The sequence below is a fragment of the Kitasatospora indigofera genome (assembly GCF_014655955.1).
In the GTDB taxonomy this organism is placed as follows: domain Bacteria; phylum Actinomycetota; class Actinomycetes; order Streptomycetales; family Streptomycetaceae; genus Kitasatospora; species Kitasatospora indigofera.
In genome coordinates, this window is the sequence record NZ_BNBO01000023.1 from 62,422 (window position 1) to 86,127 (window position 23,706).

25 protein-coding genes are annotated in these 23,706 nt (G+C 75.0%); 23 read left to right on the top strand and 2 right to left on the bottom strand.

The features are described from left to right. Positions 1 to 67 precede the first annotated feature (67 nt). The 21 genes from prcA to IE329_RS20555 all read left to right on the top strand — a co-directional run bounded on the left by prcA (position 68) and on the right by IE329_RS20555 (position 19,695). Complete coding sequence (gene prcA / locus IE329_RS20455; RefSeq protein WP_190212386.1) at positions 68 to 820, top strand: proteasome subunit alpha; 753 nt, start codon at positions 68 to 70, stop codon at positions 818 to 820. A 161-nt stretch (positions 821 to 981) separates the two neighbouring features. After that, a complete protein-coding gene (pafA, locus tag IE329_RS20460; RefSeq protein ID WP_190212387.1) occupies positions 982 to 2,343 on the top strand; it encodes a Pup--protein ligase in 1,362 nt (453 codons plus the stop codon). 216 nt (positions 2,344 to 2,559) lie between these two features. Then, positions 2,560 to 3,543 carry an FKBP-type peptidyl-prolyl cis-trans isomerase gene (locus IE329_RS20465; protein WP_073921587.1) on the top strand — a complete coding sequence of 328 codons (984 nt, stop codon included), beginning with the start codon at positions 2,560 to 2,562 and terminating at the stop codon, positions 3,541 to 3,543. Positions 3,544 to 3,741: 198 nt separating this feature from the next. Next, complete coding sequence (locus IE329_RS20470; protein WP_190212388.1) at positions 3,742 to 5,052, top strand: FKBP-type peptidyl-prolyl cis-trans isomerase; 1,311 nt, start codon at positions 3,742 to 3,744, stop codon at positions 5,050 to 5,052. Between the two features lie 162 nt (positions 5,053 to 5,214). Continuing rightward, positions 5,215 to 5,580, top strand: coding sequence for an FKBP-type peptidyl-prolyl cis-trans isomerase (locus IE329_RS20475; RefSeq protein ID WP_073921586.1), 366 nt, complete (start codon positions 5,215 to 5,217; stop codon positions 5,578 to 5,580). A gap of 284 nt (positions 5,581 to 5,864) precedes the next feature. Next, positions 5,865 to 6,878 carry a helix-turn-helix transcriptional regulator gene (locus IE329_RS20480; protein ID WP_190212389.1) on the top strand — a complete coding sequence of 338 codons (1,014 nt, stop codon included), beginning with the start codon at positions 5,865 to 5,867 and terminating at the stop codon, positions 6,876 to 6,878. After that, positions 6,875 to 7,831 (top strand): helix-turn-helix transcriptional regulator, encoded by a 957-nt coding sequence (locus IE329_RS20485; protein ID WP_190212390.1) that lies wholly within the window; start codon positions 6,875 to 6,877, stop codon positions 7,829 to 7,831. The genes IE329_RS20480 and IE329_RS20485 overlap by 4 nt, the downstream gene beginning before the upstream one ends. 2 nt (positions 7,832 to 7,833) lie before the next feature. Continuing rightward, positions 7,834 to 8,064, top strand: coding sequence for a hypothetical protein (locus IE329_RS20490; RefSeq protein ID WP_190212391.1), 231 nt, complete (start codon positions 7,834 to 7,836; stop codon positions 8,062 to 8,064). 36 nt (positions 8,065 to 8,100) lie between these two features. Next, positions 8,101 to 8,277, top strand: a complete 177-nt coding sequence (locus tag IE329_RS20495) for a hypothetical protein (protein ID WP_190212392.1) — start codon at positions 8,101 to 8,103, stop codon at positions 8,275 to 8,277. Positions 8,278 to 8,423: 146 nt separating this feature from the next. Continuing rightward, positions 8,424 to 8,702, top strand: a complete 279-nt coding sequence (gene tatA / locus IE329_RS20500; protein WP_190212393.1) for a Sec-independent protein translocase subunit TatA — start codon at positions 8,424 to 8,426, stop codon at positions 8,700 to 8,702. A 115-nt stretch (positions 8,703 to 8,817) separates the two neighbouring features. Then, entirely contained in the window at positions 8,818 to 9,708 is an 891-nt protein-coding gene (gene tatC / locus IE329_RS20505; protein ID WP_190212443.1) for a twin-arginine translocase subunit TatC, read from the top strand. A gap of 213 nt (positions 9,709 to 9,921) precedes the next feature. Continuing rightward, a complete protein-coding gene (locus IE329_RS20510; protein WP_190212394.1) occupies positions 9,922 to 11,076 on the top strand; it encodes an NAD(P)/FAD-dependent oxidoreductase in 1,155 nt (384 codons plus the stop codon). A gap of 92 nt (positions 11,077 to 11,168) precedes the next feature. Next, positions 11,169 to 11,483, top strand: coding sequence for a (2Fe-2S)-binding protein (locus IE329_RS20515; protein WP_190212395.1), 315 nt, complete (start codon positions 11,169 to 11,171; stop codon positions 11,481 to 11,483). After that, positions 11,464 to 12,906: an FAD/NAD(P)-dependent oxidoreductase gene (locus IE329_RS20520; protein ID WP_190212396.1), complete on the top strand. Its 1,443-nt coding sequence runs from the start codon at positions 11,464 to 11,466 to the stop codon at positions 12,904 to 12,906. Before IE329_RS20515 ends, IE329_RS20520 begins: the two co-directional genes overlap by 20 nt. A gap of 119 nt (positions 12,907 to 13,025) precedes the next feature. Beyond that, on the top strand, positions 13,026 to 13,889 hold the full coding sequence (locus IE329_RS20525; RefSeq protein ID WP_190212444.1) for a dihydrodipicolinate synthase family protein: 864 nt from the start codon (positions 13,026 to 13,028) through the stop codon (positions 13,887 to 13,889). Between the two features lie 152 nt (positions 13,890 to 14,041). Further along, complete coding sequence (locus tag IE329_RS20530) at positions 14,042 to 15,040, top strand: proline racemase family protein (RefSeq protein ID WP_190212397.1); 999 nt, start codon at positions 14,042 to 14,044, stop codon at positions 15,038 to 15,040. Between the two features lie 107 nt (positions 15,041 to 15,147). Then, entirely contained in the window at positions 15,148 to 16,518 is a 1,371-nt protein-coding gene (locus IE329_RS20535) for an aldehyde dehydrogenase family protein (protein WP_190212398.1), read from the top strand. After that, positions 16,518 to 17,570, top strand: coding sequence for a proline racemase family protein (locus IE329_RS20540; RefSeq protein WP_190212399.1), 1,053 nt, complete (start codon positions 16,518 to 16,520; stop codon positions 17,568 to 17,570). The genes IE329_RS20535 and IE329_RS20540 overlap by 1 nt, the downstream gene beginning before the upstream one ends. Positions 17,571 to 17,580: 10 nt before the next feature. After that, the gene (locus tag IE329_RS20545; RefSeq protein ID WP_190212400.1) at positions 17,581 to 18,501 is read left to right on the top strand and encodes an ornithine cyclodeaminase family protein; all 921 of its coding nucleotides are present in this window, start codon (positions 17,581 to 17,583) and stop codon (positions 18,499 to 18,501) included. Between the two features lie 152 nt (positions 18,502 to 18,653). Next, positions 18,654 to 19,364 (top strand): GntR family transcriptional regulator, encoded by a 711-nt coding sequence (locus tag IE329_RS20550; protein ID WP_190212401.1) that lies wholly within the window; start codon positions 18,654 to 18,656, stop codon positions 19,362 to 19,364. A gap of 94 nt (positions 19,365 to 19,458) precedes the next feature. Then, complete coding sequence (locus IE329_RS20555; protein ID WP_190212402.1) at positions 19,459 to 19,695, top strand: hypothetical protein; 237 nt, start codon at positions 19,459 to 19,461, stop codon at positions 19,693 to 19,695. A gap of 86 nt (positions 19,696 to 19,781) precedes the next feature. On the opposite strand, the gene IE329_RS20560 is transcribed toward IE329_RS20555, so the two are convergent. Both IE329_RS20560 and IE329_RS20565 read right to left on the bottom strand, forming a co-directional pair. Next, positions 19,782 to 20,462 carry an ABC transporter ATP-binding protein gene (locus IE329_RS20560; RefSeq protein WP_190212403.1) on the bottom strand — a complete coding sequence of 227 codons (681 nt, stop codon included), beginning with the start codon at positions 20,460 to 20,462 and terminating at the stop codon, positions 19,782 to 19,784. Then, positions 20,459 to 21,580, bottom strand: coding sequence for an ABC transporter permease (locus IE329_RS20565; protein WP_190212404.1), 1,122 nt, complete (start codon positions 21,578 to 21,580; stop codon positions 20,459 to 20,461). Before IE329_RS20565 ends, IE329_RS20560 begins: the two co-directional genes overlap by 4 nt. 163 nt (positions 21,581 to 21,743) lie before the next feature. Between IE329_RS20565 and IE329_RS20570 the strand changes: the two genes are divergently transcribed. Continuing rightward, positions 21,744 to 22,940: a sensor histidine kinase gene (locus IE329_RS20570; protein ID WP_190212405.1), complete on the top strand. Its 1,197-nt coding sequence runs from the start codon at positions 21,744 to 21,746 to the stop codon at positions 22,938 to 22,940. Continuing rightward, positions 22,937 to 23,629 carry a response regulator gene (locus IE329_RS20575; RefSeq protein WP_190212406.1) on the top strand — a complete coding sequence of 231 codons (693 nt, stop codon included), beginning with the start codon at positions 22,937 to 22,939 and terminating at the stop codon, positions 23,627 to 23,629. The genes IE329_RS20570 and IE329_RS20575 overlap by 4 nt, the downstream gene beginning before the upstream one ends. The last annotated feature ends 77 nt before the right edge of the window (positions 23,630 to 23,706 follow it).

Genomic DNA, 23,706 nt, shown 5'->3' on the forward strand with positions numbered 1-23,706 from the left:
CACCTCCCGACCCTCCCTCCCAGCCCCCGGGCCGGAGGGAGGTCCTGACAGAAGGGGACGACCGCCGGTGTCGACACCGTTCTACGTCTCGCCTCAGCAGGCCATGGCGGACCGCGCGGAGTACGCCCGCAAGGGCATCGCGCGCGGCCGTAGCGTGGTCGTGCTCACCTACGCCGACGGCATCGTCTTCGTCGCCGAGAACACCTCGCGGGCCCTGCACAAGGTGTCCGAGATCTACGACAAGATCGCCTTCGCGGCCGTCGGCCGCTACAACGAGTTCGAGAACCTGCGCATCGGCGGCGTCCGCTACGCCGACCTGCGCGGCTACTCCTACGACCGGGCCGACGTGACGGCCCGGGGCCTGGCCAACGTCTACGCCCAGACGCTGGGCACCATCTTCTCCTCCGTGGGGGAGAAGCCCTACGAGGTCGAACTGATCGTCGCGGAGGTCGGCAGGACCCCCGACGACGACCAGATCTACCGCCTCACCCCCGACGGTTCGGTGGTGGACGAGCAGAACAGCGTCGTGGTCGGCGGCAACGCCGACTCCATCGGGAACTACCTGGGGCAGCGCCACCAGGTCGGGCTGAGCCTCACCGAGGCCCTCAGGCTGGCCGTGGACTCGCTCGCCAGGGACCCGAACGGCGGCTCCCCGCGCACCCTGACGCCGGAGCAGCTGGAGGTCGCGGTCCTCGACCGCCAGCGGTTCCAGCAGCGCAAGTTCAAGCGGATCCTCGGCAGCCAGCTCGGCCGGCTGCTCGACGGGGACCAGTCCGCGGAGGCGGACGACGAGGACAAGCCGGCGGCGACGTCGGAGTAGCCCTCGTGAGTGAATCCCGTACGGCCGGCCGCACGGCCGTACGGGATTCCGTGCCCCTACGGTGAACCGACGTCACATCCATGGTCCGACCAGGCCGGTCGTGAACGGATTGCCACCGTGGAGGCGGTTTCGGACAGCTCCAATCAGAGAATGGATGCCTCATGGACCGCCGAATTTTCGGGCTGGAGAACGAGTACGGCGTCACGTGCACGTTTCGGGGACAACGACGTCTGTCTCCGGACGAGGTGGCCAGGTACCTCTTCCGCCGCGTAGTTTCCTGGGGCCGCAGCAGCAATGTCTTCCTGCGCAACGGTGCACGGCTCTACCTCGACGTCGGTTCGCACCCCGAGTACGCCACCCCCGAATGCGACGAGGTCACCGAACTGGTGACGCACGACAAGGCGGGCGAGCGGATCCTCGAAGGCCTCCTGGTGGACGCCGAACGGCGGCTGCACGAGGAGGGCATCGCCGGCGACGTGTACCTCTTCAAGAACAACACCGACTCCGCCGGGAACTCCTACGGCTGCCACGAGAACTACCTGGTGGCCCGGCACGGCGAGTTCTCCCGCCTCGCGGACGTGCTCATCCCCTTCCTGGTGACCCGCCAGCTGATCTGCGGCGCCGGCAAGGTGCTGCAGACCCCGCGCGGCGCGGTCTACTGCGTCAGCCAGCGGGCCGAGCACATCTGGGAGGGCGTCAGCTCGGCGACCACCCGGTCCCGCCCCATCATCAACACCAGGGACGAGCCGCACGCCGACGCCGAGCGCTACCGCCGGCTGCACGTCATCGTCGGCGACTCGAACATGTCGGAGACCACCACCCTGCTCAAGGTCGGCGCCACCGACCTGGTGCTGCGCCTGATCGAGGCCGGTGTGGTGATGCGCGACCTGACGCTGGAGAACCCGATCCGGGCGATCCGCGAGGTCAGCCACGACCTGACCGGCACGCACCAGGTCCGGCTCGCCAACGGCCGGGAGGCCAGCGCGCTGGACATCCAGGAGGAGTACTACTCCAAGGCACTGGAGTTCGCGGACCGCAAGGGCATCAACACCGGGACGATCGCCCGGGTGCTGGAGCTCTGGGGCCGCACCCTGGAGGCCGTCCGCACCGAGGACCTCGCGAAGGTCGGCAACGAGATCGACTGGATCATGAAGTACCGGCTGATCGAGCGGTACCGCGAGAAGCACCAGATGAGCATGTCCAACCCCCGGGTCGCGCAGATCGACCTCGCCTACCACGACATCCACCGCCGCCGTGGCCTGTTCTACCTGCTGCAGGCCAAGGGGCAGGCCGAGCGGGTGACCACGGACCTCAAGACCTTCGAGGCCAAGTCCGTCCCGCCGCAGACCACCCGGGCCCGGCTGCGCGGCGACTTCATCCGCCGGGCGCAGGAGCAGCGCCGCGACTTCACCGTCGACTGGGTGCACCTGAAGCTGAACGACCAGGCGCAGCGCACCGTGCTCTGCAAGGACCCGTTCCGTTCGGTGGACGAGCGGGTGGAGAAGCTGATCGCCGGCATGTGACCCGGACGGCCAGGACGGCCCGCACCCCGACAGCCGGGGTGCGGGCCGTCCGCCGCGCGGGGCCGGGGCGGGCCGGCGGGGGCGGCCCGGGAGCCCCCGCGCGAGGTGTGACGTGGGGCGGTGCGCCCGTGTCGCCTACCGGGGCGGGGCGGGGTCTCGGCATACGCTGTCGGAGGATGTCCGAACAGCTGCACTTGACCGACAGTTAGGAACACCGTGCGTCGCACCGCCGGGTTGCTCGTAGTCCTGCCCCTGACACTGCTGCTGGCCTGCAGCAGCAGCTCGAAGGCGCCGGCCGAGGTGTCGCCCTCGGCGTCGAGCGCCGCGCCGACGGTGCCGGCGCCGGTGGACGAGGCGGCGCCGATGCCGACCGTCGAGGGGTCCTTCGGCAGCAAGGCCGTGATCACGATCCCGGCCGGGCAGCCCAGCGGCCAGTTCGTGATCAAGACGCTCAGCGAGGGCGACCGCCAGACGGTCAGCAAGGGCGACTGGGTGACGGTCAACTACTCCGCCAAGGACTGGACGACCGGCAAGGAGCTGAAGAGCTCCTACGACGCCGACGGCAAGCCGCAGCTCTTCCAGGCCGGCAGCGGCCAGCTGGTGCCGGCCTTCGACCAGGCCGTGGTCGGCAAGAAGGTGGGCAGCCGGATCCTGGTGGTGGCCCCGCCGGCCGCCGCCTTCGGCGACCAGGGCAACACCACGCTGGGGGTGGCACCGGGCGACACCGTGGTGTTCGTGCTGGACATCACCGAGGCCCTGCCGCAGGACTCCACCCTCTCCGGCACGATGACCCAGGCACCGCCGACCTCGCCGCAGGTGAAGGACAACGGCAAGGCCGCCCCGACGATCACCATCCCGCCCGGTCAGGCGCCGCCCACCGACCTCCAGCAGTTCGTGCTGATCAAGGGCGAGGGCAAGCAGGTGCAGACCGGCCAGACCCTCGTCGTCCAGTACACCGGTGTGCTGTGGAGCAACGGCCAGCAGTTCGACTCCTCCTGGAGCCACGGCGGCGCCCAGGCCCTCCAGGTCGGGACGAAGAGCCTGATCGAGGGCTGGGACAAGGGCCTGGTCGGCCAGACCGTCGGCAGCCGGGTGATGCTGGTGGTGCCGCCCGCCCTGGGCTACAAGGACCAGGCGCAGGGCGCGGTGCCGGCGAACTCGACCCTGGTGTTCGTGATCGACATCCTGGAGGCGGTCTGACGTACGGGCCCTTGGGCTCGTACGCTTGGCGGACGCTCGTACACCAGACGCGCCCGTCCTCATACTGACCTGTCATACTGCTGCCCTCCCGCACTGTGGTGGCCAGGGCTTCCGGGTGCGGCGGCAGTACGGCAGGATCTCGGCGATCAGCAAGCCGGCCGGTAGGCCTCGAAGACCTGGTGAGATGGATGGGGAGTCATGTCTGAGAAAGCGTCGAGCCCGGGTGGGCCCGGCACCGCGAACGGCGGCTCCGCCGGCGACCCGACGGACTCGCGTCCGGGCGGGCCGCTGCCCGGCGACGGCGAGTCGATCGTGGTTCCGCCGTCGATCCTGAAGCAGCAGGCCGGCTGGGGCAGCCCCGGCGACGGGCCGCGGCCGAGGACCGGCACCACGGTGGACGAGGCCCCGCAGATCTTCGCCTCGAACGTGCGCCGCCAGGACACCTCCGAGGCCGGGTACTACGAGAACCCGCCCAGCGTGGGCAAGCTCGGCATGATCCTGGGCACCGTGCTGGCCGTGCTGCTGGCCGGCAGCGCAGTGACGCTCTACCTGGTGAACCGCGACGGCAAGTCCTCGGCCGCCTCCACCCCGGTGGACGCCGCGCCGACGGCCGCCCCGACGCCCACCGCCGACCCGGTGCCGCCGATCAAGGACAGCGCCAAGGTGCTGCCGACGGTCACCGGCGACTTCGGCAAGAAGGCGGTCATCACCACGCCCGCCGAGGCCGCCGACGGCACCTTCGTGGTCAAGGTCCTCTCCGAGGGCAGCGGCCCGGTCGTCGAGAAGAACTCCTGGACCTCGGTCGACTACACCGCCAAGGACTGGACCACCGGCAAGGACATCCCCAGCTCGTACGACGAGAAGGGGAAGCCGCAGATCTTCCAGGCCGGCACCGACGCGCTGATCCCGGCGCTCGACCAGGCCGTGGTCGGCAAGAAGGCCGGCAGCCGCGTCCTGGTGGTGGCCCCGCCGGCCGCCGCCTTCGGCGCGCAGGGCAACACCAGCATGTCGATCGGCGCGAAGGACAACCTGGTCTTCGTGATCGACATCCAGCGGGTGAACGCCCCCGACGCGGTGGTCAGCGGCACGGTCACGCCGCCGCCCGCGGACTTCCCGCAGGTGAAGGACAACGGCAAGAAGGCCGCCGAGATCACCCCGGTCAAGGGCGCGGCCGAGCCGACCGAGCTCAAGAGCCACGTGCTGATCCAGGGCACCGGCCCCAAGGTCGAGTCGGGCGAGAAGGTCCTCGTCCAGTACACCGGCGCGCTGTGGAAGGACGGCAAGAAGTTCGACTCCTCGCTCGACAAGGGCCAGGCGTTCTCCTTCTCCGTCGGCGGCGGCCAGGTCATCGAGGGCTGGGACAAGGGCCTCCAGGGCGTGGCGGTCGGCAGCCGGGTCGAGCTGGTGATCCCCGCCTCGCTCGGCTACAAGGACCAGGCGCAGGGTGACATTCCGGCCAACTCCACGCTGGTCTTCGTGGTCGACGTGCTCGACGCCGGTGTGGGCTGACCCGCCTTCGGGTGACAATGGGACGTGAATGACCTTCGGGCGGGGCCGCGTGGCCTGCGCCCGGGCGGGCGGCGGGCGCCCGTACCGTGGTTCCGGAAGGAATGGCGGTGCGGGTACCTGCCGCTCCGTCATGTACGTAACGAACCGTGAGAAGAGGCAGTTGTGAGCAAGCCCGAGATCGACTTCCCCGTTGGCGACCCGCCCACCGAGCTGCAGATCCGTGACATCACGGTCGGCGACGGTGCCGAGGCCAAGTCGGGTCAGGTCGTCGAGGTGCACTACGTCGGTGTCGCGTTCAGCACCGGCGAGGAGTTCGACGCGAGCTGGAACCGTGGCTCGTCGTTCAAGTTCCCGCTCGGTGGCGGCCGCGTCATCAAGGGCTGGGACCAGGGCGTCGTCGGCATGAAGGTCGGTGGCCGGCGCGAGCTGACCATCCCCGCGCACCTCGCCTACGGCAACCAGTCGCCGACCCCGGCCATCAAGCCGGGCGAGACGCTGATCTTCGTCGTCGACCTGCTCGGCGTCTGATCAGCACCGCCCGGCCCGGAGCGCCCGCCCCCTACCCGGCGGGCCGGCACCGGATGATCAGCACCGTCTGATCGGCGCGGCCCCACCGGGCCGCCGTCCCGAGGGCCGTACCCCCGCACGCCGGGGGTGCGGCCCTCGGCGCTGCCCGCGGTGGTGCCGGGCACGGCCCGACCGGCCTCGGCTTTCGCCGACGGCGGCGCTACCGGTACGGTCGGGGCGCCGGGTACACGGATTCCCGGCGGGCGCAACCCCGCGCGCGGCGCGGCACACCGGAAGGGTCAGCGATGGCGATCGCCAAGGCAGAGCGGCTGATGAATCTCGCCCTGTGCCTGATGAACACCAGACGGCCGCTCTCGAAGAAGGAGCTGCGGGAGTCCGTCGAGGCCTACCGCGAGGCGTGGCAGAACGGCAGCGAGGACGCCTTCAACCGGATGTTCGAGCGGGACAAGGACGACCTGCGCGAACTCGGCCTGGTCATCGACGTCGACGAGAACTCGCTGGACGGCGAACTCGGCTACCTCGCCCGCGCCGACCGCAACCGGCTGCCCGAGATCGCGCTCGACGCGGAGGAGGCCGCGGCGCTGACCCTGGTCGCCCGGGTGTGGCAGCAGGCCAAGATGTCCGGCGCGGCCAGCGGCGCCCTGCAGAAGCTGCGCGCGGCGGGCGTCCCGTTCGCCGAGGCCGGGACGTACAGCGCCCTGGAGCCGCGGATCCCCGCCCGCGAGGCCGCCTTCGAACCGCTGCTGACCGCCGCCCGGGACCGCCGCCCGGTCACCTTCGAGTACCGCAAGGCCGGCGCCGCCGCGGCCGAGCAGCGGGCCGTCGAGCCGTGGGCCCTGGAGTGCTGGCGCGGCCACTGGTACCTGGCCGGCTGGGACCGCGACCGCCAGGACGCCCGGGTGTTCCGGCTCAGCCGGATCACCGGCAAGGTCCGCTCCCGCTCCGGCGCCTTCACCGGGGCCGTCCCCGAGCACGTGGACGTCCGCGCGTACGTCGCCACCTTCGCCGGCGAGGGCGCCACCGCCACCGCCACCGTCCGGCTGCGCCGCGGGGCCGGTTTCCCGCTGCGCACCAAGGCGCTGGAGACCCGCCGGGTGGACGAGACCTGGGACGAGCTGGAGATCCCGTACGGCTACGGCCTCGGTGCCCACCTCGCCGAGTTCGGCCCCGACCTGGTGGTGCTGGGCCCTGACGACCTGCGGGCCGACGTCATCGACCGGCTGCGCGCGGTGGCCGGACTGGAAGCGACCGCGGCCGTGACCCTGACCGGTGCCGCGACCGAGGGAGCACAGGCATGAGCAACGCCATCGACCAGACCCGCCGGATGCTCTCCCTGGTCACCTACCTGCGCGAGCGTCCCGGCGCCGAGGTGGCCGAGGTCGCCCGCGCCTTCGGGATCACCGAGCGCGAGCTGATCGGCGACCTCAACGTGCTGCCGATGTGCGGCACCAGCTTCCGCGGCGGCGACCTGCTGGACATCGACACCGACGGTGACCGGATCTGGTGGCACAACGTCGACGACGTGGCCCAGCCGCTGCGCCTCGCCGCCGACGAGGCCACCGCGCTGCTGGTCGCCGCGCGCGCCGTGGCCGGGCTGCCGGGCCTGCGCGAGCGCGACCGGGAGGCCCTCACCCGGGCCGTCGCCAAGATCGAGAACGCGGCGGGGGACAGCGCCGAGGGCAGCGCCCGGGTCGGCGTCACCTTCGAGGCCGAGAGCCACGTCTTCGCCGACATCGACCGCGCGCTCAGCGAGGGCCGCCGGCTCTGGCTGCGCTACTACTCGCACGGCCGCGGCGGGATGACCGAGCGCGAGGTCGACCCGATCCGCCTGGTCACCGAGGGCCACACCTACCTGGAGGCCTGGTGCCGGGTCTCCGAGGACCGGCGGATGTTCCGGCTCGACCGGGTGGCCGAGATCAAGGTGCTGGACACCCCCTCCGACCCGCCCCGGCTGGAGCCCCGCGACCTGTCCGGCGGACTGGTCAACCCGTCCGCCGACGACCCCGAGGTGGTGGTCGAGGTCGGCCCCGGCGGCCGCTGGGTGGCCGAGTACTACACCCACGACTCGGCGCAGGAGCTGCCCGACGGCGGCCTGCGGATCACCCTGCGCAGCGCCGACCCGTCCGGGCTGCGCCCGCTGGCGCTGCGGCTCGGCCGGGACGGCCGGATCGTCTCACCGCCCGAGCTGGCGGAGCAGGCCGCGGCTGCCGCCCTGGAGGCGCTGGCGGGATACCCCGAAGGGCGGGCCTGACGGTGGAGCCGGACACCAGGTTCAAGGTCTACTGCTCGGACTGCCGGGAGAAGGTGGAGCTGCCCGCGGAGGGGTTCCGCCTCACCCTCGGCCGGACCCCGGCGCAGTCGTACTACAGCTTCAGCTGCCCGTCCTGCGGGGCGGGGGTCCGCAAGCCCGCGGGCGAGAAGATCGTCGAGGCGCTGACCCGGGCCGGCGTGCGCACCATGCGGCTGGTCCCGGCGGAGGGGTGACGCGGGGGCGTGCGGAGCAGGGCCTAGGCTTGGCCCATGTCGTGGACCCTCGTCGCCGCCGTCCTGCTCGCCACCGCCGGGCTGCTGGTGCTCGGCCTGCTCGCCGGCCGGCTCTGGCTGGACGTGCGGGTGCTGGCCCGCGAGGTGGACACCGCGTCCAGGGCACTGGCCGAAGCGGCCGGCGACCTGGCCGGTGCGTCCCGGGCGGGCTGAGTCTTCACCTGCTCGTGGCCCGGGGGGACTGCTCGGGCGGCGGGCGGCGGGTTACCCTCTGACCGTGGCTCCCGACCTTCCGGCGGGGCCGCTCCCCGACAGTGCGCGGCGGTGAACCCGCCGCCGCGAGAAGAAGGTGGCCGAGCATGCGGATCTCGCCGATCGCGATCCTGGTGGTCGTGGTCCTCGCAATTCTGCTCTTCGGTGCCAAGCGGCTGCCCGACCTGGCACGTTCGCTGGGCCAGTCGATGCGGATCCTGAAGAGCGAGACCAAGGCCATGCGCGCCGAGGACGGTGCGGCCGGGGCTCCCGCGCAGCAGGACGCCCCGCCGCCGAAGACCATCAAGGCCGCCCCGGGTGCCCCCGGACCGTCGCGGCCGGTGGCCGGGGAACAGCCGTCGCAGGAGACCACGCAGCCGCGATGAGCCGGCGCGCGACCAGCGGAGCCCGCCGTCCGGCGGGCTTCGACGCACGAGTTGAGGACCGGGGTTGAGCAAGTCTTCCAAGGCGCTGAAGGCGCCCAAGGACTCCGAGGGGCGGATGGCCCTCGCCGACCACCTCCGCGAGCTGCGGAACCGGGTGGTGAAGTCGGTCCTGGCGATCGTGGTCCTCACGATCGTCGCGCTGATCTACCACAAGCAGATCGAGACCTTCCTGCTGAAGCCGCTCCCGCAGTGCACCGTGGAGACGGCGGCGCAGTACAAGGGCAAGTGCGCGCAGGTCTCCAACATCGGTCTCACCTCGGGCTTCACCTGGATGCTGCAGGTGGCCCTGACGGCCGGCGTGGTCGGGGCCGTGCCGGTCTGGCTGTACCAGGTGTGGGCGTTCGTGGTGCCCGGGCTGCACAAGCACGAGCGCAAGTACACGATGATCTTCATGGCCTGCGGCGCCCCGCTGTTCATCGCCGGTGCCGTCTGCGCCTTCCTGCTGCTGCCGACCACGGTCGAGGTGCTGATCTCGTTCACCCCGAACGGGACGACCCCGATCCTGCCGCCGAACGACTACTTCAACATCGCCACCCGGATGGTGCTGGTCTTCGGCTTCGCGTTCGAGTTCCCGCTGCTGCTGGTGATGCTCAACCTGATCGGCATGGTCAGCGGCCGCCGGCTGCTCGGCTGGTGGCGCGGCATGATCATGGGCATCACGGTGTTCGCTGCCTTCGCGACGCCGAGCGCGGACCCGCTGAGCATGCTGGCGCTGGCCGCACCGATCTGGGCGCTGTACTTCGTCGCCGTGGGTGTCGCGATGCTCAACGACCGCCGCAAGTCGCGTCGCAACCCGGACGCCGGGCTGGACGACGAGGAGGCCTCGGTGCTGGACCTCTCGGTGGACGCCGTCGCCCTCCCGGGCCCGGTGGAGGCCTCGGCGGCCCCGCTGGCCGGCGCCCCGGTGCCCGCCGCCCGCCGGGAGCAGCTGGACGACATCACCTGATCCGTCCGGGTCAGTGAGCCCGAGCCCCGGCCCGCCGTCACCGGCGGGCCGGGGCTTTCGCGTGTCCGGCGGCGACGGCGCCCCCGGCGGCCGGGCCTGCGGCGGTGAGGTCGGGGGGCGGCCGCGGCGGGGCCGGGGTGGTCCCGGCGGGGCCCGTGGCGTTCGCGGCGGGGCGCCCTTGGCAGCAGGCAAGCAATGTGACATATTACTGGTGTGAAGAGAGCCTCCCTGGACGTCGTCGTGGTCGGTGCCGGCGTCGTCGGCGCCGCCTGCGCGTACTACGCGACCCTGGCCGGCCTGCGGGTCGCCGTCGTCGACCGCGGGCCGGTGGCCGGCGGCACCACCGGCGCGGGTGAGGGCAACCTGCTGGTCTCCGACAAGGAGCCCGGCCCCGAACTCGACCTCGCGCTGCTCAGCACCCGGCTCTGGCACGACCTGGCCGCCACCCTCGGCCCGGCCGTCGAGTACGAGCCCAAGGGCGGCCTGGTGGTCGCCGCCGACCAGCCCCGGCTGGACGCGCTGCGGACCTTCGCGGCGGGCCAGACGGCGGCCGGGGTGGAGGCCGTGGAAGTCCCCGCCGACGCCCTGCGGGAGCTCGAACCGCACCTCGCCCCCGGTCTGGCCGGCGGCTTCCACTACCCGCAGGACGCGCAGGTCCAGCCCGCCCTGGCGGCGGCCCACCTGCTGCGCGCGGCCCGGGAGGCCGGCGCCGAACTGCGGCTCGGCGAGACCGTCCGGGCGGTGCGCACCGGGCCGGGCGGCGAGGTGCGCGGCGTCGCCACCGACCGGGGCGAGCTGGCCGCGCCCGCCGTCGTCAACGCGGCCGGCACCTGGGGCGGCGAACTGGCGGCGCTGGCGGGCGTGGCACTGCCGGTGCTGCCCCGGCGGGGTTTCGTCCTGGTCACCGAGCCCCTGCCGCGGATCGTCCGGCACAAGGTCTACGCCGCCGACTACGTCGCGGACGTGGCCAGCGGATCGGCCGCCCTGCAGACCTCGGCCGTGGTCGAGGGCACCCCCGCCGGGCCGGTGCTGATCGGCGCCAGCCGCGAGCGGGTCGGCTTCGACCGGACCCTGTCGGTGGAGGTGCTGCGGCGGCTGGCCGCCCAGGCGGCGCGGCTGTTCCCCGTCCTCGCCGACGTGTCGGTGCTGCGCGCCTACCGGGGCTTCCGCCCGTACCTGCCCGACCACCTGCCGGCCATCGGGGCCGACCCCCGGGTGCCCGGGCTCCACCACGCCTGCGGCCACGAGGGCGCGGGCATCGGCCTGGCCCCGGCCACCGGCCTGCTGATCAGCCGCCAGCTGACCGGGAAGCCGCCCGGGTTCGACCTCGCGCCGTTCCGGGCCGACCGCTTCCCCGGGGCGGCCTGAACCGCCGCCCTCCCCCTGAACGGCCGCTTGCGCGTCCCGCCCGTACGTCCTCATGAACGCCCGCCCGCACCCGACCGGAACGGAAGTCCGCCGTGCGCCGCACCCCCGCCGCCCTGGTCAGGGCCGAGCCGCAGCCCGCCCACACGATCGAGTTCGACGGCCGTCCGGTCCCCGCCCTGCCCGGGCAGAGCATCGCCGCCGCCCTCTGGGCCGAGGGCATCCTCGCCTGGCGCACCACCCGGGTCGGCGGCCGGCCGCGCGGCGCCTTCTGCGGGATCGGGGTCTGCTTCGACTGCCTGGCCACCGTCAACGGCCGCCCCAACCAGCGCACCTGCCTGCTCCCGGCCGGCCCGGGCGACACCGTCACCACCCAGGAGGGCCACGGCCGTGCCGACCTCGCCGTCTGACCCCGCCGCGGGCTACGACCTCGCCGTGATCGGCGCCGGCCCCGCCGGACTCGCCGCCGCCGTCACCGCGGCCGACCTCGGCCTGCGCTGCGCCCTGCTCGACGCCGGGCCCCGCACCGGCGGCCAGTACTACCGGCACCCGGCGCCAGGCCTCGGCGCCACCCGCCCCGGGCGGCTGCACCACGGCTGGCGGCACTACACCGCCCTGGCCGTCCGGCTCGCCGCGCACACCCGGGCCGGCCGGGTGGACCACCTCGCCGAGCACCAGGTCTGGACGGCCGAGCGGGCCGAGGGCTGGCTGCTGCACGCCGGCGTGGGCGCGGCGGCGGAGCGGCGGGCGACCGTCCGGGCCCGGGCCGTGCTGCTCGCCACCGGCGCGTACGAGCGGCAGCTGCCGTTCCCCGGCTGGACCCTGCCGGGGGTGGTCACGGCCGGCGGCGCGCAGGCGATGCTCAAGTCCGGCCTGGTGCTGCCCGGCCGCCGGATCGTGCTGGCCGGCAGCGGGCCGCTGCTGCTGGCGGCGGCCTCCTCGCTGGTCGCCGCCGGTGCCGAGGTGCCGCTGGTGGCCGAGGCCGCCGACTACCTGGGCTACGCGCGCCGGCCGGCGGTGCCGGCCGCCGTGCCCGGCAAGCTGGCCGAGGGGGCGGTGCACGCCGCCGCGCTGCTGCGGCACCGGGTGCGGCTGCTGCGCCGGACGGCGGTGGTGGAGGCGCACGGCACCGACCGGGTCACCGGCGTCACGCTGGCCCGGCTGGACCGGGACTGGCGGCCGCTGCCCGGCACCGAGCGGCGGGTCGCCTGCGACGCGCTGGCGGTCGGCCACGGCCTGCTGCCGCAGATCGAGCTGGCCACCGAACTCGGCGCCGAGACCCGCCGGACCCCCGACGGCGCGTTCGCGCTGCGGGTGGACGCCCGGCAGCGCACCAGCCTGCCCGGGCTCTGGGCGGCGGGCGAGACCTGCGGGGTCGGCGGGGCGGACCTCGCCCTGGCCGAGGGGGAGCTGGCCGCGTACGCGGTGGCCGGCCGCCCGCCGTCGGCGGGGACGGTGCGCCGCCGGGCCCGGCTGCGGGCCTTCGCCGAGCTGATGGCCGCCGCGCACCGGCCGGGCGCCGGCTGGCCGGGCTGGCTGCGGCCGGACACCGAGGTCTGCCGCTGCGAGGAGGTCACCGCCGGGCGGATCGGCGAGGCGGTGGACGCGCTCGGCGCGGGCGACGCCCGGACGGTCAAGCTGCTGACCAGGGCGGGGATGGGCTGGTGCCAGGGCCGGATGTGCGGCCCCGCGGTGGCCTGCCTGGCGGGCGGCCCGGCCGCCGGGCCGGACAGCCGTCCGCTGGCCGTGCCGGTGCCGCTGGGGCAGCTCGGCCGGCTCGGTCCGTGCGGCCGGTCCGACGGCCCCGGTCCGTCCGCCGGTCCGCGGGGCTGAGACCCGCCGGGGAGGGCCCTTGTCACCGACTGCGTCCGCTAATAAAATGTCACACCTCACCAAGGAGTAATGCCGTGTCCAACACCCCGCACGACACCGCCCGCCCCTGGCGCGGAATCATGGTCGCCACCACGACCCCGCTGCGCGCCGACCTCTCCGTCGACTACGACGCCTACGCCGAGCACGTGCGCCGGCTGATCGACGCCGGCTGCGACGGCGTCGTCCCCAACGGCTCGCTCGGCGAGTACCAGACCCTCACCGCCGAGGAGCGGGCCCGGATCGTCACCACCGCCGTCGAGGCGGCCGGCGACGGGGCCCGGGTGATGCCGGGCGTCGCCGCGTACGGCAGCGCGGAGTCCCGCCGCTGGACGGAGCAGGCCGCCGAGGCCGGCGCCGGGTCCGTCCTGCTGCTGCCGCCGAACGCCTACCGGGCCGACCACGCCACCGTCCGGGCCCACTACGCCGAGGTGGCGGCCGCCGGCCTGCCGGTGGTCGCGTACAACAACCCGTTCGACACCAAGGTCGACCTGGTGCCCGCCCTGCTGGCCCAGCTGCACGGCGAGGGCTCGATCGTGGCCGTCAAGGAGTTCAGCGGCGACGTCCGGCGGGCGTACGAGATCGCCGAGCTGGCGCCCGGCCTCGACCTGCTGATCGGCGCCGACGACGTGCTGCTGGAGCTCGCCCTGGCCGGCGCCGTCGGATGGATCGCGGGTTACCCCAACGCCCTCCCCGAGGCCTCGGTGGCGCTCTACCGGGCCGCACTGGCCCGGGACCTGGACACCGCGCTGCCGCTCTACAAGGCCCTGCACCCGCTGCTGCGCTGGGACTCCAGGACGGAGTTCGTCCAGGCCATCAAGCTCTCCATGGACATCGCCGGGCTGCCCGGCGGCCCGACCCGGCCCCCGCGCGGGCCGCTCCCGCCGGAGACCGAGGCCGCCGTCCGCGCCGCCACCGAGAAGGCCCTGGCCGAAGGCCTCGCCTGACCGGTGACGGCCCGCAGGACCCACGGGCCGGCTGCGACGGCAGCCGGCCCGGCGCCCCCCCCCCCCCCCCCCCCCCCCGCCCCCCCCCCGGGCGGGCTGGGCGGGCCGCCGGCCCGGCGCCCGCCCACCCTCACCCCCACGGGAGCCCACCCATGCGCAGCCGCCACGTCTTCCACGCCGTCGACTCCCACACCGAGGGCATGCCGACCCGGGTCGTCACCGGCGGGTTCGGCGTCGTCCCCGGCGCCACCATGGCCGAGCGCCGGGTCCACTTCCAGCAGCACCTCGACCACTTCCGCACCCTGCTGATGTACGAGCCGCGCGGCCACGCCGCGATGAGCGGCGCCGTGCTGCAGCCGCCCACCCGGCCGGACGCCGACTTCGGGGTGCTCTTCATCGAGGTCTCCGGGCTGCTGCCGATGTGCGGGCACGGCACCATCGGCGTCGCCACGGTGCTGGTCGAGACCGGCATGGTCGAGGTGGTCGAACCGGTCACCACCGTCCGCCTGGACACCCCCGCCGGGCTGGTCGTCGCCGAGGTGCGGGTCGAGGACGGCGCCGCCGTCGCCGTGACGATCCGCAACGTCCCCTCGTACGCCGTCGCGCTCGACCGCAAGGCCGAGGTGCCCGGGTACGGCACCGTCGGCTACGACCTCGCCTACGGCGGCAACTTCTACGCCGTGCTGCCGCTCGCCGAGTTCGGGCTGCCCTTCGAGCGCGAGCGCAAGGACGACATCCTGGCGGCCGGGCTCGCCCTGATGGACGTGATCAACGCCGAGCCGCCCGTCCACCCGGAGGACCCGTCGATCCGGGGCTGCCACCACGTCCAGCTGCTCGCCCCCGGCTCCACCGCCGAGCACTCCCGGCACGCGATGGCCATCCACCCCGGCTGGTTCGACCGCTCGCCGTGCGGCACCGGCACCTCGGCCCGGATGGCCCAGCTGCACGCCCGCGGCGAACTGCCGATCGGGCGGGACTTCCGCAACGACTCCTTCATCGGCACCAGCTTCACCGGCCGCCTGGTCGCCGAGACCACCGTGGCGGGCCTGCCCGCGGTGGTGCCCACCGTCACCGGCCGGGCCTGGATCACCGGCACCGCGCAGTACTTCCTCGACCCGAGCGATCCCTTCCCCGCCGGGTTCCTGCTCTGACCGCCGAGCCCTGACCGCCGAGCCCTGACCGCCGAGCCCTGACCCGGGTTCCGGCCGCCGCCCTCCCGGCGGCCGCTGCCCGGCCCCCAGCACCGAAAGGCCCCGTCGTGACCGTCACCTCCCGCAATCCCGCCGACCCCGCCGACCTGGTGATCAGCGTCCCGGCGCCGGGCGCCCTGGGCGTCGCGGCCGCCGCCGCCCGGGCCCGCGAGACCCAGCCCGGCTGGGCGGCGGCCGGCGCCGCGGCCCGCTCCGCCGCCCTCACCCGGGCGGCCGACGCCGTCGAGGCGCACGCCGACGAACTCACCGCGCTCATCGTCCGGGAGGTCGGCAAGCCGGCCGCCGAGGCCCGTGGCGAGGTCGCCAGGACCGCCGCGATCTGGCGCTACTACGCCCAGACGCCGTACGCGCCCACCGGTGCCGTGCACGAGCCCGCCGCCGGCCGGGGACTGCTGCTCACCCGCCGCCGCCCGTACGGGGTGGCCGGGCTGATCACCCCGTGGAACTTCCCGTTGGCGATCCCCGCCTGGAAGGCCGCCCCCGCGCTCGCGGCCGGGAACACCGTGCTGCTCAAGCCCGCGCCCGAGGCCACCGCCTGCGCCCTGCGGCTGGCCGAACTGGCCGGCCTGCCCGCGGGGGTGCTGACGGTCGTCCCGGGCGGCGCCGAGGAGGGCGAGGCGCTCGTCCGGGCCGCCGACGTGGTCTCCTTCACCGGCTCCACCGCCGTCGGCCGGGCCGTGGTGCACGCCGCCACCGAGCGGGGCGTCCCCGTCCAGGCCGAGCTGGGCGGGCTGAACTCCGCCCTGGTGCTGCCCGACGCCGACATCGAGCAGGCCGCCGCCCACCTGGCGGCCGCGATCGCCGGGTACGCGGGCCAGAAGTGCACCGCCACCAGCCGGGTGATCGCGGTCGGCGCCGCCTACGGGCCGCTGCGCGAGGCGCTCACCAAGGCGCTCACCGCGCTCGCCGGGCCGGCCGGGCTGGAGAGCGTCTGCGGTCCGCTCATCTCGGCCGCCGCCCGCGAGCGGCTGACCGGCGCGATCGCCTCGGCGAGGGCCCAGGGCGCCACCGTGCTGGCCGGCGCAGCCGTCCCGGAGCGGGACGGCTGGTACCTCGAACCCGCCCTGCTGGCGGACGTGCCCGCCGGACACCCGCTGCGCACCGAGGAGTTCTTCGGCCCGGTCGCCGTCCTGCTGCCCGCCGCCGACCTCGACGAGGCCCTGGCCCTGGCCAACGACACCCGGCACAGCCTCGCCACCTCCGTCCACACCCGGGACCTCGACACCGCGCTGGCCGCCGCCGACCGGCTGGAGGCCGGGATGATCCGGATCAACGCCCCCTCCAGCGGCGTCGACTTCCACCTGCCGTTCGGCGGCACCGGCGCCGCGATCCACGGCGACCGCGAGCAGGGCCAGGCGGCCCTGGACTTCTACACCGCCGGCCGGACCGTCACCCTGCTGCCGGCGGAGGCCTCCTGATGGCCGGCCAGGATCACCCGCGGTCCCTCCCCGGCCCGGTCGAGGCCGTCGACTACCACTGCGCGGGGGAGCCGTTCCGGATCGTCACCGCGGGCCTGCCCGCCGTTCCCGGTGACAGCGTCGCCGAACGCCGCGCCTGCGCGCTCGGGCCCGGCGGCGCGGGGGAGCCCCGGCCCGGCGCGCTGGACACCGTCCGGCAGCTGCTCAGCCGCGAGCCGCGCGGCCACCCCGGCATGTACGGCGGCTTCGTCGTGCCGCCGGACGACGAGGGGGCCCACCTGGGCGTGCTCTTCTGGCACAAGGACGGCTACTCCACCGCCTGCGGGCACGGCACCGTCGCGCTCGGCGCCTGGGCCGTCGACTCCGGCCTGGTCCCGGCCCCCGCGGACGGGCGGGTCGCGGTCCGGATCGACGTGCCCTCCGGGCGGGTCACCGCCACCGTCCACCGCACGGCCGGCCGCACCACCGCGGTCACCTTCCACAACGTGCCGGCCCTGGTCACCGCGGCGAAGCTGCCGGTCACCACCTCGCGCGGGACCGTCGAGGTCTCGGTGGCCCACGCCGGCGCCTGCTACGCGGCCGTCCCGGCGGCCGCCCTGGGCCTCGCCGTCACCCCCGCCCTGCTGCCCGAACTCACCGCCGCCGGCCGGGAGATCCGCGCCGCCCTGGCCGGCGCGGAGGCCACCCGGCACCCGGGCGACCCGCGGCTGTCCGGCGTCTACGGCGTGATCCTCTTCGACGAGCTGCCCGACACCCCCGCCGGCCCCGCGCAGCGCAACGTCACCGTCTTCGCGGACGGCCAGATCGACCGCTCCCCGTGCGGCTCCGGCACCTCCGCGCGGCTGGCCGTGCTCGCCGCCGAGGGCCGGATCGCGCCGAGGGAGGAGTTGCGCCACGAATCGGTGATCGGCACGGTGTTCACAGGGCGCCTCGCCGGCGACCACCCGGACGGCCTCCTCACGGAGGTCACCGGCACCGCCCACCGCACCGGCGAGCACCGCTTCGTCCTGGACCCGCACGACTCTCTCGGAACCGGATTCCTGCTGCCATGACCCACCGCCGATGACCGCCCGCCGCCCCGCCGCGCCCCTGACCCCGGCCGCCCCGCTCACCCCGGCCGAGGCCGCCGACGCGATCGAACGGGTGCTGGCCGAGGGGCTCGACCCCGAGGACTGCCCGCCCCGGACCGGCCTGCCCGTCCCGGCCGGGGAGCTGCTGCTGATGCCCGCGGCCTCGGCCGCCCACGCGGGCGTCAAGATCGCGGGTGTCGCCCCGGCCAACCCGGCCCGCGGGCTGCCCCGGATCACCGGCAGCTACCTGCTGCTGGACGGCCCCACCCTGCAGCCGCTGGCGCTGTACGACGGCGCGGCCCTCACCGCGCTGCGCACCCCCGCCGTCACCGCCGTCGCGCTGCGCCGGCTCGCCGTCCCGGAGGCGGCGCACCTCGTCCTCTTCGGCGCCGGACCGCAGGCCTACGGCCACCTGGACGCGCTGCTCGCGATCCGCCCGCTGACCCGGGTCACCGTGGTCGCCCGCAGCGCCGGCCCGGCCGAGGCGCTGGTCCGGTACGCCCGGGAACTCGGCCCGGCCGCCGCCACCGGGACGCCGGAGGCGGTCGCCGAGGCGGACGTGGTGGTCTGCTGCACCACGGCGCGCACGCCGCTGTTCGACGGCGCGCTGGTGCCGGCGCACGCCGCCGTCGCGGCGGTCGGCTCCCACGAGCCGGACGCCCGGGAGGTGGACACCGCGCTGGTCGGCCGGTCGGAGCTGTACGTGGAGGCGCGCGCCGCGGCCGGTCGGGAGGCCGGCGACCTGCTGCTGGCGGGGCCGGCCGCCGGGTCGCCGCACAACCTGGCCGAGCTGGTGAACGGGAAGGCCCCGGTGCCGGCCGGCCGGCCGCGCTTCTTCAAGAGCGTCGGCCAGGCCTGGGAGGACCTGGCGGTGGCGGCCGAGATGTACCGGCGGGGCGGCGGCGCGGCCTGACCACCCGTTCCGGCCGGGGCGTTGTGGCGGGCGGCGGGCGCTGCCACGATGGGGGCGCGCGGCGGGCCGCCCGGTGCGGATGCTGGAATGTTGTACAACGCACGTAACGTGACATTGTACAATGGTGGCCTGCGACCAGCCGGAGGAACACCATGGCCGACCTCAAACCCCGCAACCTGATCTCCGTCCAGGAGCGGCTGCGCGACCAGGTCGCCCACGCCCTGCGGGCCGCCCTGATCTCCGGCGAACTGCGCCCCGGCGTCGTCTACTCGGCCCCCGCGCTCGCCGCCGACTTCGGCGTCTCCGCCACCCCCGTCCGCGAGGCCATGCTCGACCTGGCCCGCGAGGGGCTGGTCGAGGCCGTCCGCAACAAGGGGTTCCGGGTCACCGAACTCACCGAGGGCGACCTCGACGACTTCACCGAGATCCGTGCCCTGATCGAGGTGCCGACCGTCGGCCGGGTCACCCGCACGGCCACCCCGGAGCAGCTGGAGCGGCTGCGCCCGGCCGCCCAGGCCATCGTCGACGCCGCGGGCCGGCACGACCTGATCGGCTACCTGGAGGCCGACCGCCAGTTCCACCTGGACCTGCTCGGCCTGGCCGGCAACGCCCGGCTGGTCGAGGTGGTCGGCGACCTCCGCAAGAGATCCCGCCTCTACGGCCTCACCCGCCTCGACGCCCGCGGCGAGCTGGTCTCCTCCGCCGAGGAGCACCTGGAGCTGCTCGACCTGATGATCTCCGGCGACGCCGACGCCGCCGAGGAGTGCATGTCCCGCCACCTCGGCCACGTCCGCTCGCTCTGGGCCGAGGGCCGCGCGGACGCCGAGGAGGAGCGCCCCGCGCTGCGGCTCCGGGCGCGCTGACGGCACTCGCCCGGGTGAACCCGGCCGTGCGGCCCCGCGGCGGCCGGTGCGTCCTACGATGATGGCCCCGACACCGGCAGCCAGGAGGAACTCCATGTCCGCCGCAGCAGTGGGACAGCCCTTCGAGCCGCCGACGCTGCTCGAAGCGGCCGACCTGATCTCCGACCAGCTGGTCGGGTACCGGGTCGAGATCATCGGGAGCCAGATCGCCGTGACGCCGCCCGCCAATGCTCCGCACAGCCGGTCGCTGACCGACATCATGGTCCCGTCCACGCGGTGCACCACCCCGGGCAGAGCTTCGAACTGCCGGCCTCCGTCGGCGCGCCGGTGACGCTCTCCGTCGACACCGTGCTCGGCCCCGGGAAGTAGCGCGGCCCAGGACGTCCCCGGCCGGCGGACCGGCCGGGGACGCCGGCTTCAGGTCCGGGCCGGCACGGTCAGCCGCCCGTCGTGCACCTCGGCGACCTGGTCGACGGCGGTCAGGTGGGTCCGGTCGTGGGTGACCAGCACGGTGGCGGTGGCCCGGCGGTGGGTGAGGCCGGTGATCAGGTCGATGACCGCCGCGCCGCGTTCGTGGTCCAGGGCGCTGGTCGGCTCGTCCACCAGCAGCACGGTCGGGTCGTTCATCAGGGCCCGGGCGATGTTCACCCGCTGGCGCTGCCCGCCGGAGAGCTGGTGCGGACGCCGGCCGGCGAGGTCCGGCAGGCCGACCGCCGCCAGCAGCTCCAGCGCACGGGCGCGGGCGGCGCGCGGGGAGCGGCCGTCCAGGTGGGCCATCACCTGGAGCTGCTCGGCGGCGGTCAGCGAGGGCAGCAGGTTCGGCTGCTGGAAGACGATGCCGATCCGCTGCCGGCGCAGGGCGCTCAGCCCGGTGCGGTCCAGGCCGCCGGTGTCCACGCCGTCCAGGACGACCCGCCCGCGGTCCGGGGCGATCAGGGTGGCGGCCACCGCCAGCAGGCTGGACTTCCCCGAGCCGGACGGGCCGACCACCGCGGTGACGGTGCCCGCCGGGACGTCCAGCGAGACGTCGTCGAGGGCGGTCAGCCGGCCGTCGCCGTCCGGGTAGGTGAGGGTGATGTTCGCGAGCTGCAGGCTCATCGGGCGCTCCCCAGGGCGGTCAGCGGGTCGACGGAGGTGATGCGGCGGATCGAGAGCCCGGCGCCGAGCGCGCCGAGGCCGGTCATCACGGCGGCGGGCACCAGCACCGTCGGCGCGTCCAGCACGAAGGGCACGGCGGAGCCGACGGCCGCGCCCACCCCGACCGCGATCGCGGTGCCCACGGCGGTGCCCGCCACCAGCAGCAGCACGGCCTGGCCGAGCGCGTCCCGCAGCAGGTAGCCGGTGGAGGCGCCGAGCGCCTTCAGGACGGCGACGTCCCCGCTGCGCTGGATCGTCCAGACGGTGAAGAAGGCGCCGACGACCAGGGCCGAGATGGCGAACAGGAAGCCCCGCATCAGCTGCAGCGAGCCGTTCTCGGAGGTGTAGGAGCCGATCGCGGCGAGCGAGTCGTCCGGGGTGAGCGCCCTGGTGGCGAAGCGGCGGTCGGCGTCGGCGAGGCCGCCGGCCGAGGAGAGCGACAGGGCGATCACCGTGGCGTGCTCGCCGGAGCCGGTAACGGGGCCGGATCCGGGGGAGCCGGCTGCGGGGGGAGCTGCGGGGGGAGCGAGCAGCTGCCAGTCGGCCAGGCTGGTCCAGACGACCGGGAGGTGGCTGAACGCGGCGTCGCCCGAGACGGCGGCGACGGTCAGCTCACGGCCTGTGAGGGTCAGCGTGGAGCCGGCCCGGACGTCCAGGTCCGCGGCGGCGGACGCGGACAGCACCACCCGGCCCGGGGCCAGCAGGTCGCCGCGCGGGGCGAGCGCCGAGCCCGCCGGGAGCCCGAAGGCGGACAGCGCGGCGGTGCGCGCGCCGGCCGCGGCCCTGGCGGTGGCGATGCCCAGCGGCTCGGCCGACCGGACGCCGGGGGCGGCGGCCCAGCCGTCCCACTGCGCGGGGGTCACCTGCGAGTCCGTGAAGGAGAGCTTCTGCCCGTCGGCGGGGGCCGAGAAGACCAGCCGGTCGGCGGGCAGGCCGGTGATCGCGGAGACGTTCTGCCGGCCCAGCCCGGCGGTCAGGCCGGAGAGCAGGCCCACCAGTACGGTGATCAGTACGATGACGGTCCCCATCAGGGCGAACCGCCCCTTGGCGAACCCCAGGTCCCTCCGGGCGACGAACACGACGGGCCTTTCCCTCGGCAACGGGTTGACGCCCACCAATCTCGCCGGGGAGCCTGGGCTCCGGCATCGCACCGGGGATTGGATCCTCCGCATCGAAGGACACAACCGCAGGTCAACCTTTCGATTGATGCCGGGCCACCGCGCGGGCGCCTAGCCTGGAGGGATGGCGACCGACCGTTCACTCACCCCCGTCGCCGCCGTGCTCCGGATCTGTCTGCACCTGCTGGTGGCCGGCCTGCTCGCGCTGGCCGTCGCCCGCTCCACCGTCCACAGCTCCCGGCCGGCGGCCGTCACCGCCGTCGCCCTCACGACGGGCGCCGTCTACGCGGCCGGCCCGCTGCTCGGCGCCGTCCGCCGCTCGCGGGCCGGTTCGGCGCTCTGGCTCGGCGCGCTGACCGCGGCCTGGCTGGTCCTGCTGGCACTGACCCAGGACGGCGTCTGGCTCGCCTTCCCGCTGTTCTTCCTCCAGCTGCACCTGCTCGGGCGCCGCTCGGGGCTCGCCGCCGTGGCACTGACCACGGCGGCCGCCGTCCTCGGCTTCGCCTGGCACCAGCACCGCTTCGACCCCGCCGCGGTCATCGGGCCGACCCTCGGCGCGGCCGTCGCCATCGCCACCGTGCTCGGCTACCAGGCCCTCTACCGGGAGAGCGAGGAGCGCCGCCGGCTGATCGACGAGCTGAGCGCCGCCCGCGCCGACCTGGCCGCCGCCCACCACACCGCCGGCGTGCTGGCCGAGCGCGAGCGCCTGGCGGGGGAGATCCACGACACCCTGGCGCAGAGCCTGTCCAGCATCCAGCTGTTGCTGCGGGCCGCCGGCCGGGCGCTGCCCGACCGCACCGAGGCCGCCGCCGGGTACGTGGAGCAGGCCCGGCAGGCCGCGCAGGACAACCTCGCCGAGGCCCGCCGCTTCGTCCGTGCGCTCACCCCGCCGGACCTGGACGGCTCCTCGCTGCCCGCCGCGCTGGAGCGGCTCTGCGCCACCACCGCCGAGCACAGCGGCGTGCCCGTCCGGTTCCACCTCTCCGGCGACCCGGCGCCGCTGCCGGGGCCGCACGAGGTGGCACTGCTGCGGATCGCCCAGTCGGCGCTGGCGAACACCGTCCGGCACGCCCGGGCCTCGCACGCGGAGGTCACCCTGAGCTACATGGACTCCGAGGTCGCCCTGGACGTCTTCGACGACGGCACCGGCTTCGACCCGGCCGCGGTGTCCGCGCCCGGCACGGGCGACGCCGGGTTCGGCCTGCCCGCGATGCGGGCCCGGGCCCGCTCCCTCGGCGGGACGTTCACGGTGGAGTCGGCCCCCGGCCGGGGCACCGCGCTGGCCGTCCTGCTGCCCGAACCGGCCGAGGAGGGCGCATGAGCGACCCCGTCCGTCCCGCCGTCCCGCCCGAGGTGCCCGGGGGCGCCCCCGCCGCGCCGATCCGGCTGCTGCTCGCCGACGACCACCCGGTGGTGCGGGCCGGGCTGCGGGCCGTCCTGGAGGGCGAGCCGGACCTGGTGGTCGTCGCGGAGGCGGCCACCGCCGAGCAGGCCGTCCAGCTGGCCGCCCGGCCGGACGTCGACGTGGTGCTGATGGACCTCCAGTTCGGCCGCGGCATGAACGGTGCCCAGGCCACCGCCGCGATCACCGCCCGGCCGGGCGCCCCCCGGGTGCTGATCGTCACCACCTACGACACCGACGCCGACACGGTGCCCGCGCTGGAGGCGGGCGCCACCGGCTACCTGCTGAAGGACGCGCCGCCGGAGGAGCTGGCGCAGGCCGTCCGGGCCGCCGCCGCCGGCCGCTCCGCCCTGGCCGCCACGGTGGCCGACCGCCTGCTGGAGCGGATGCGCACGCCCTCGGCGGCGCTCAGCGCCCGGGAGACCGAAGTCCTCGGCCTGGTGGCCGCCGGGCTGACCAACCAGCAGGTCAGCCGGCAGCTGCACCTCAGCCAGGCGACCGTGAAGTCCCACCTGGTGCACATCTACACCAAGCTCGGGGTGGACTCCCGGACGGCCGCGGTGCGGGCGGCCACCACCCGCGGGCTGATCCGGCGCGGGGACCGCTGAGCCGCCGCCGGGCGGCCGGGCCGCCCCGGCGGCGGCTCAGCGGCGGCTCGTGCCGGATCAACCCGGTCAGCCCGGAT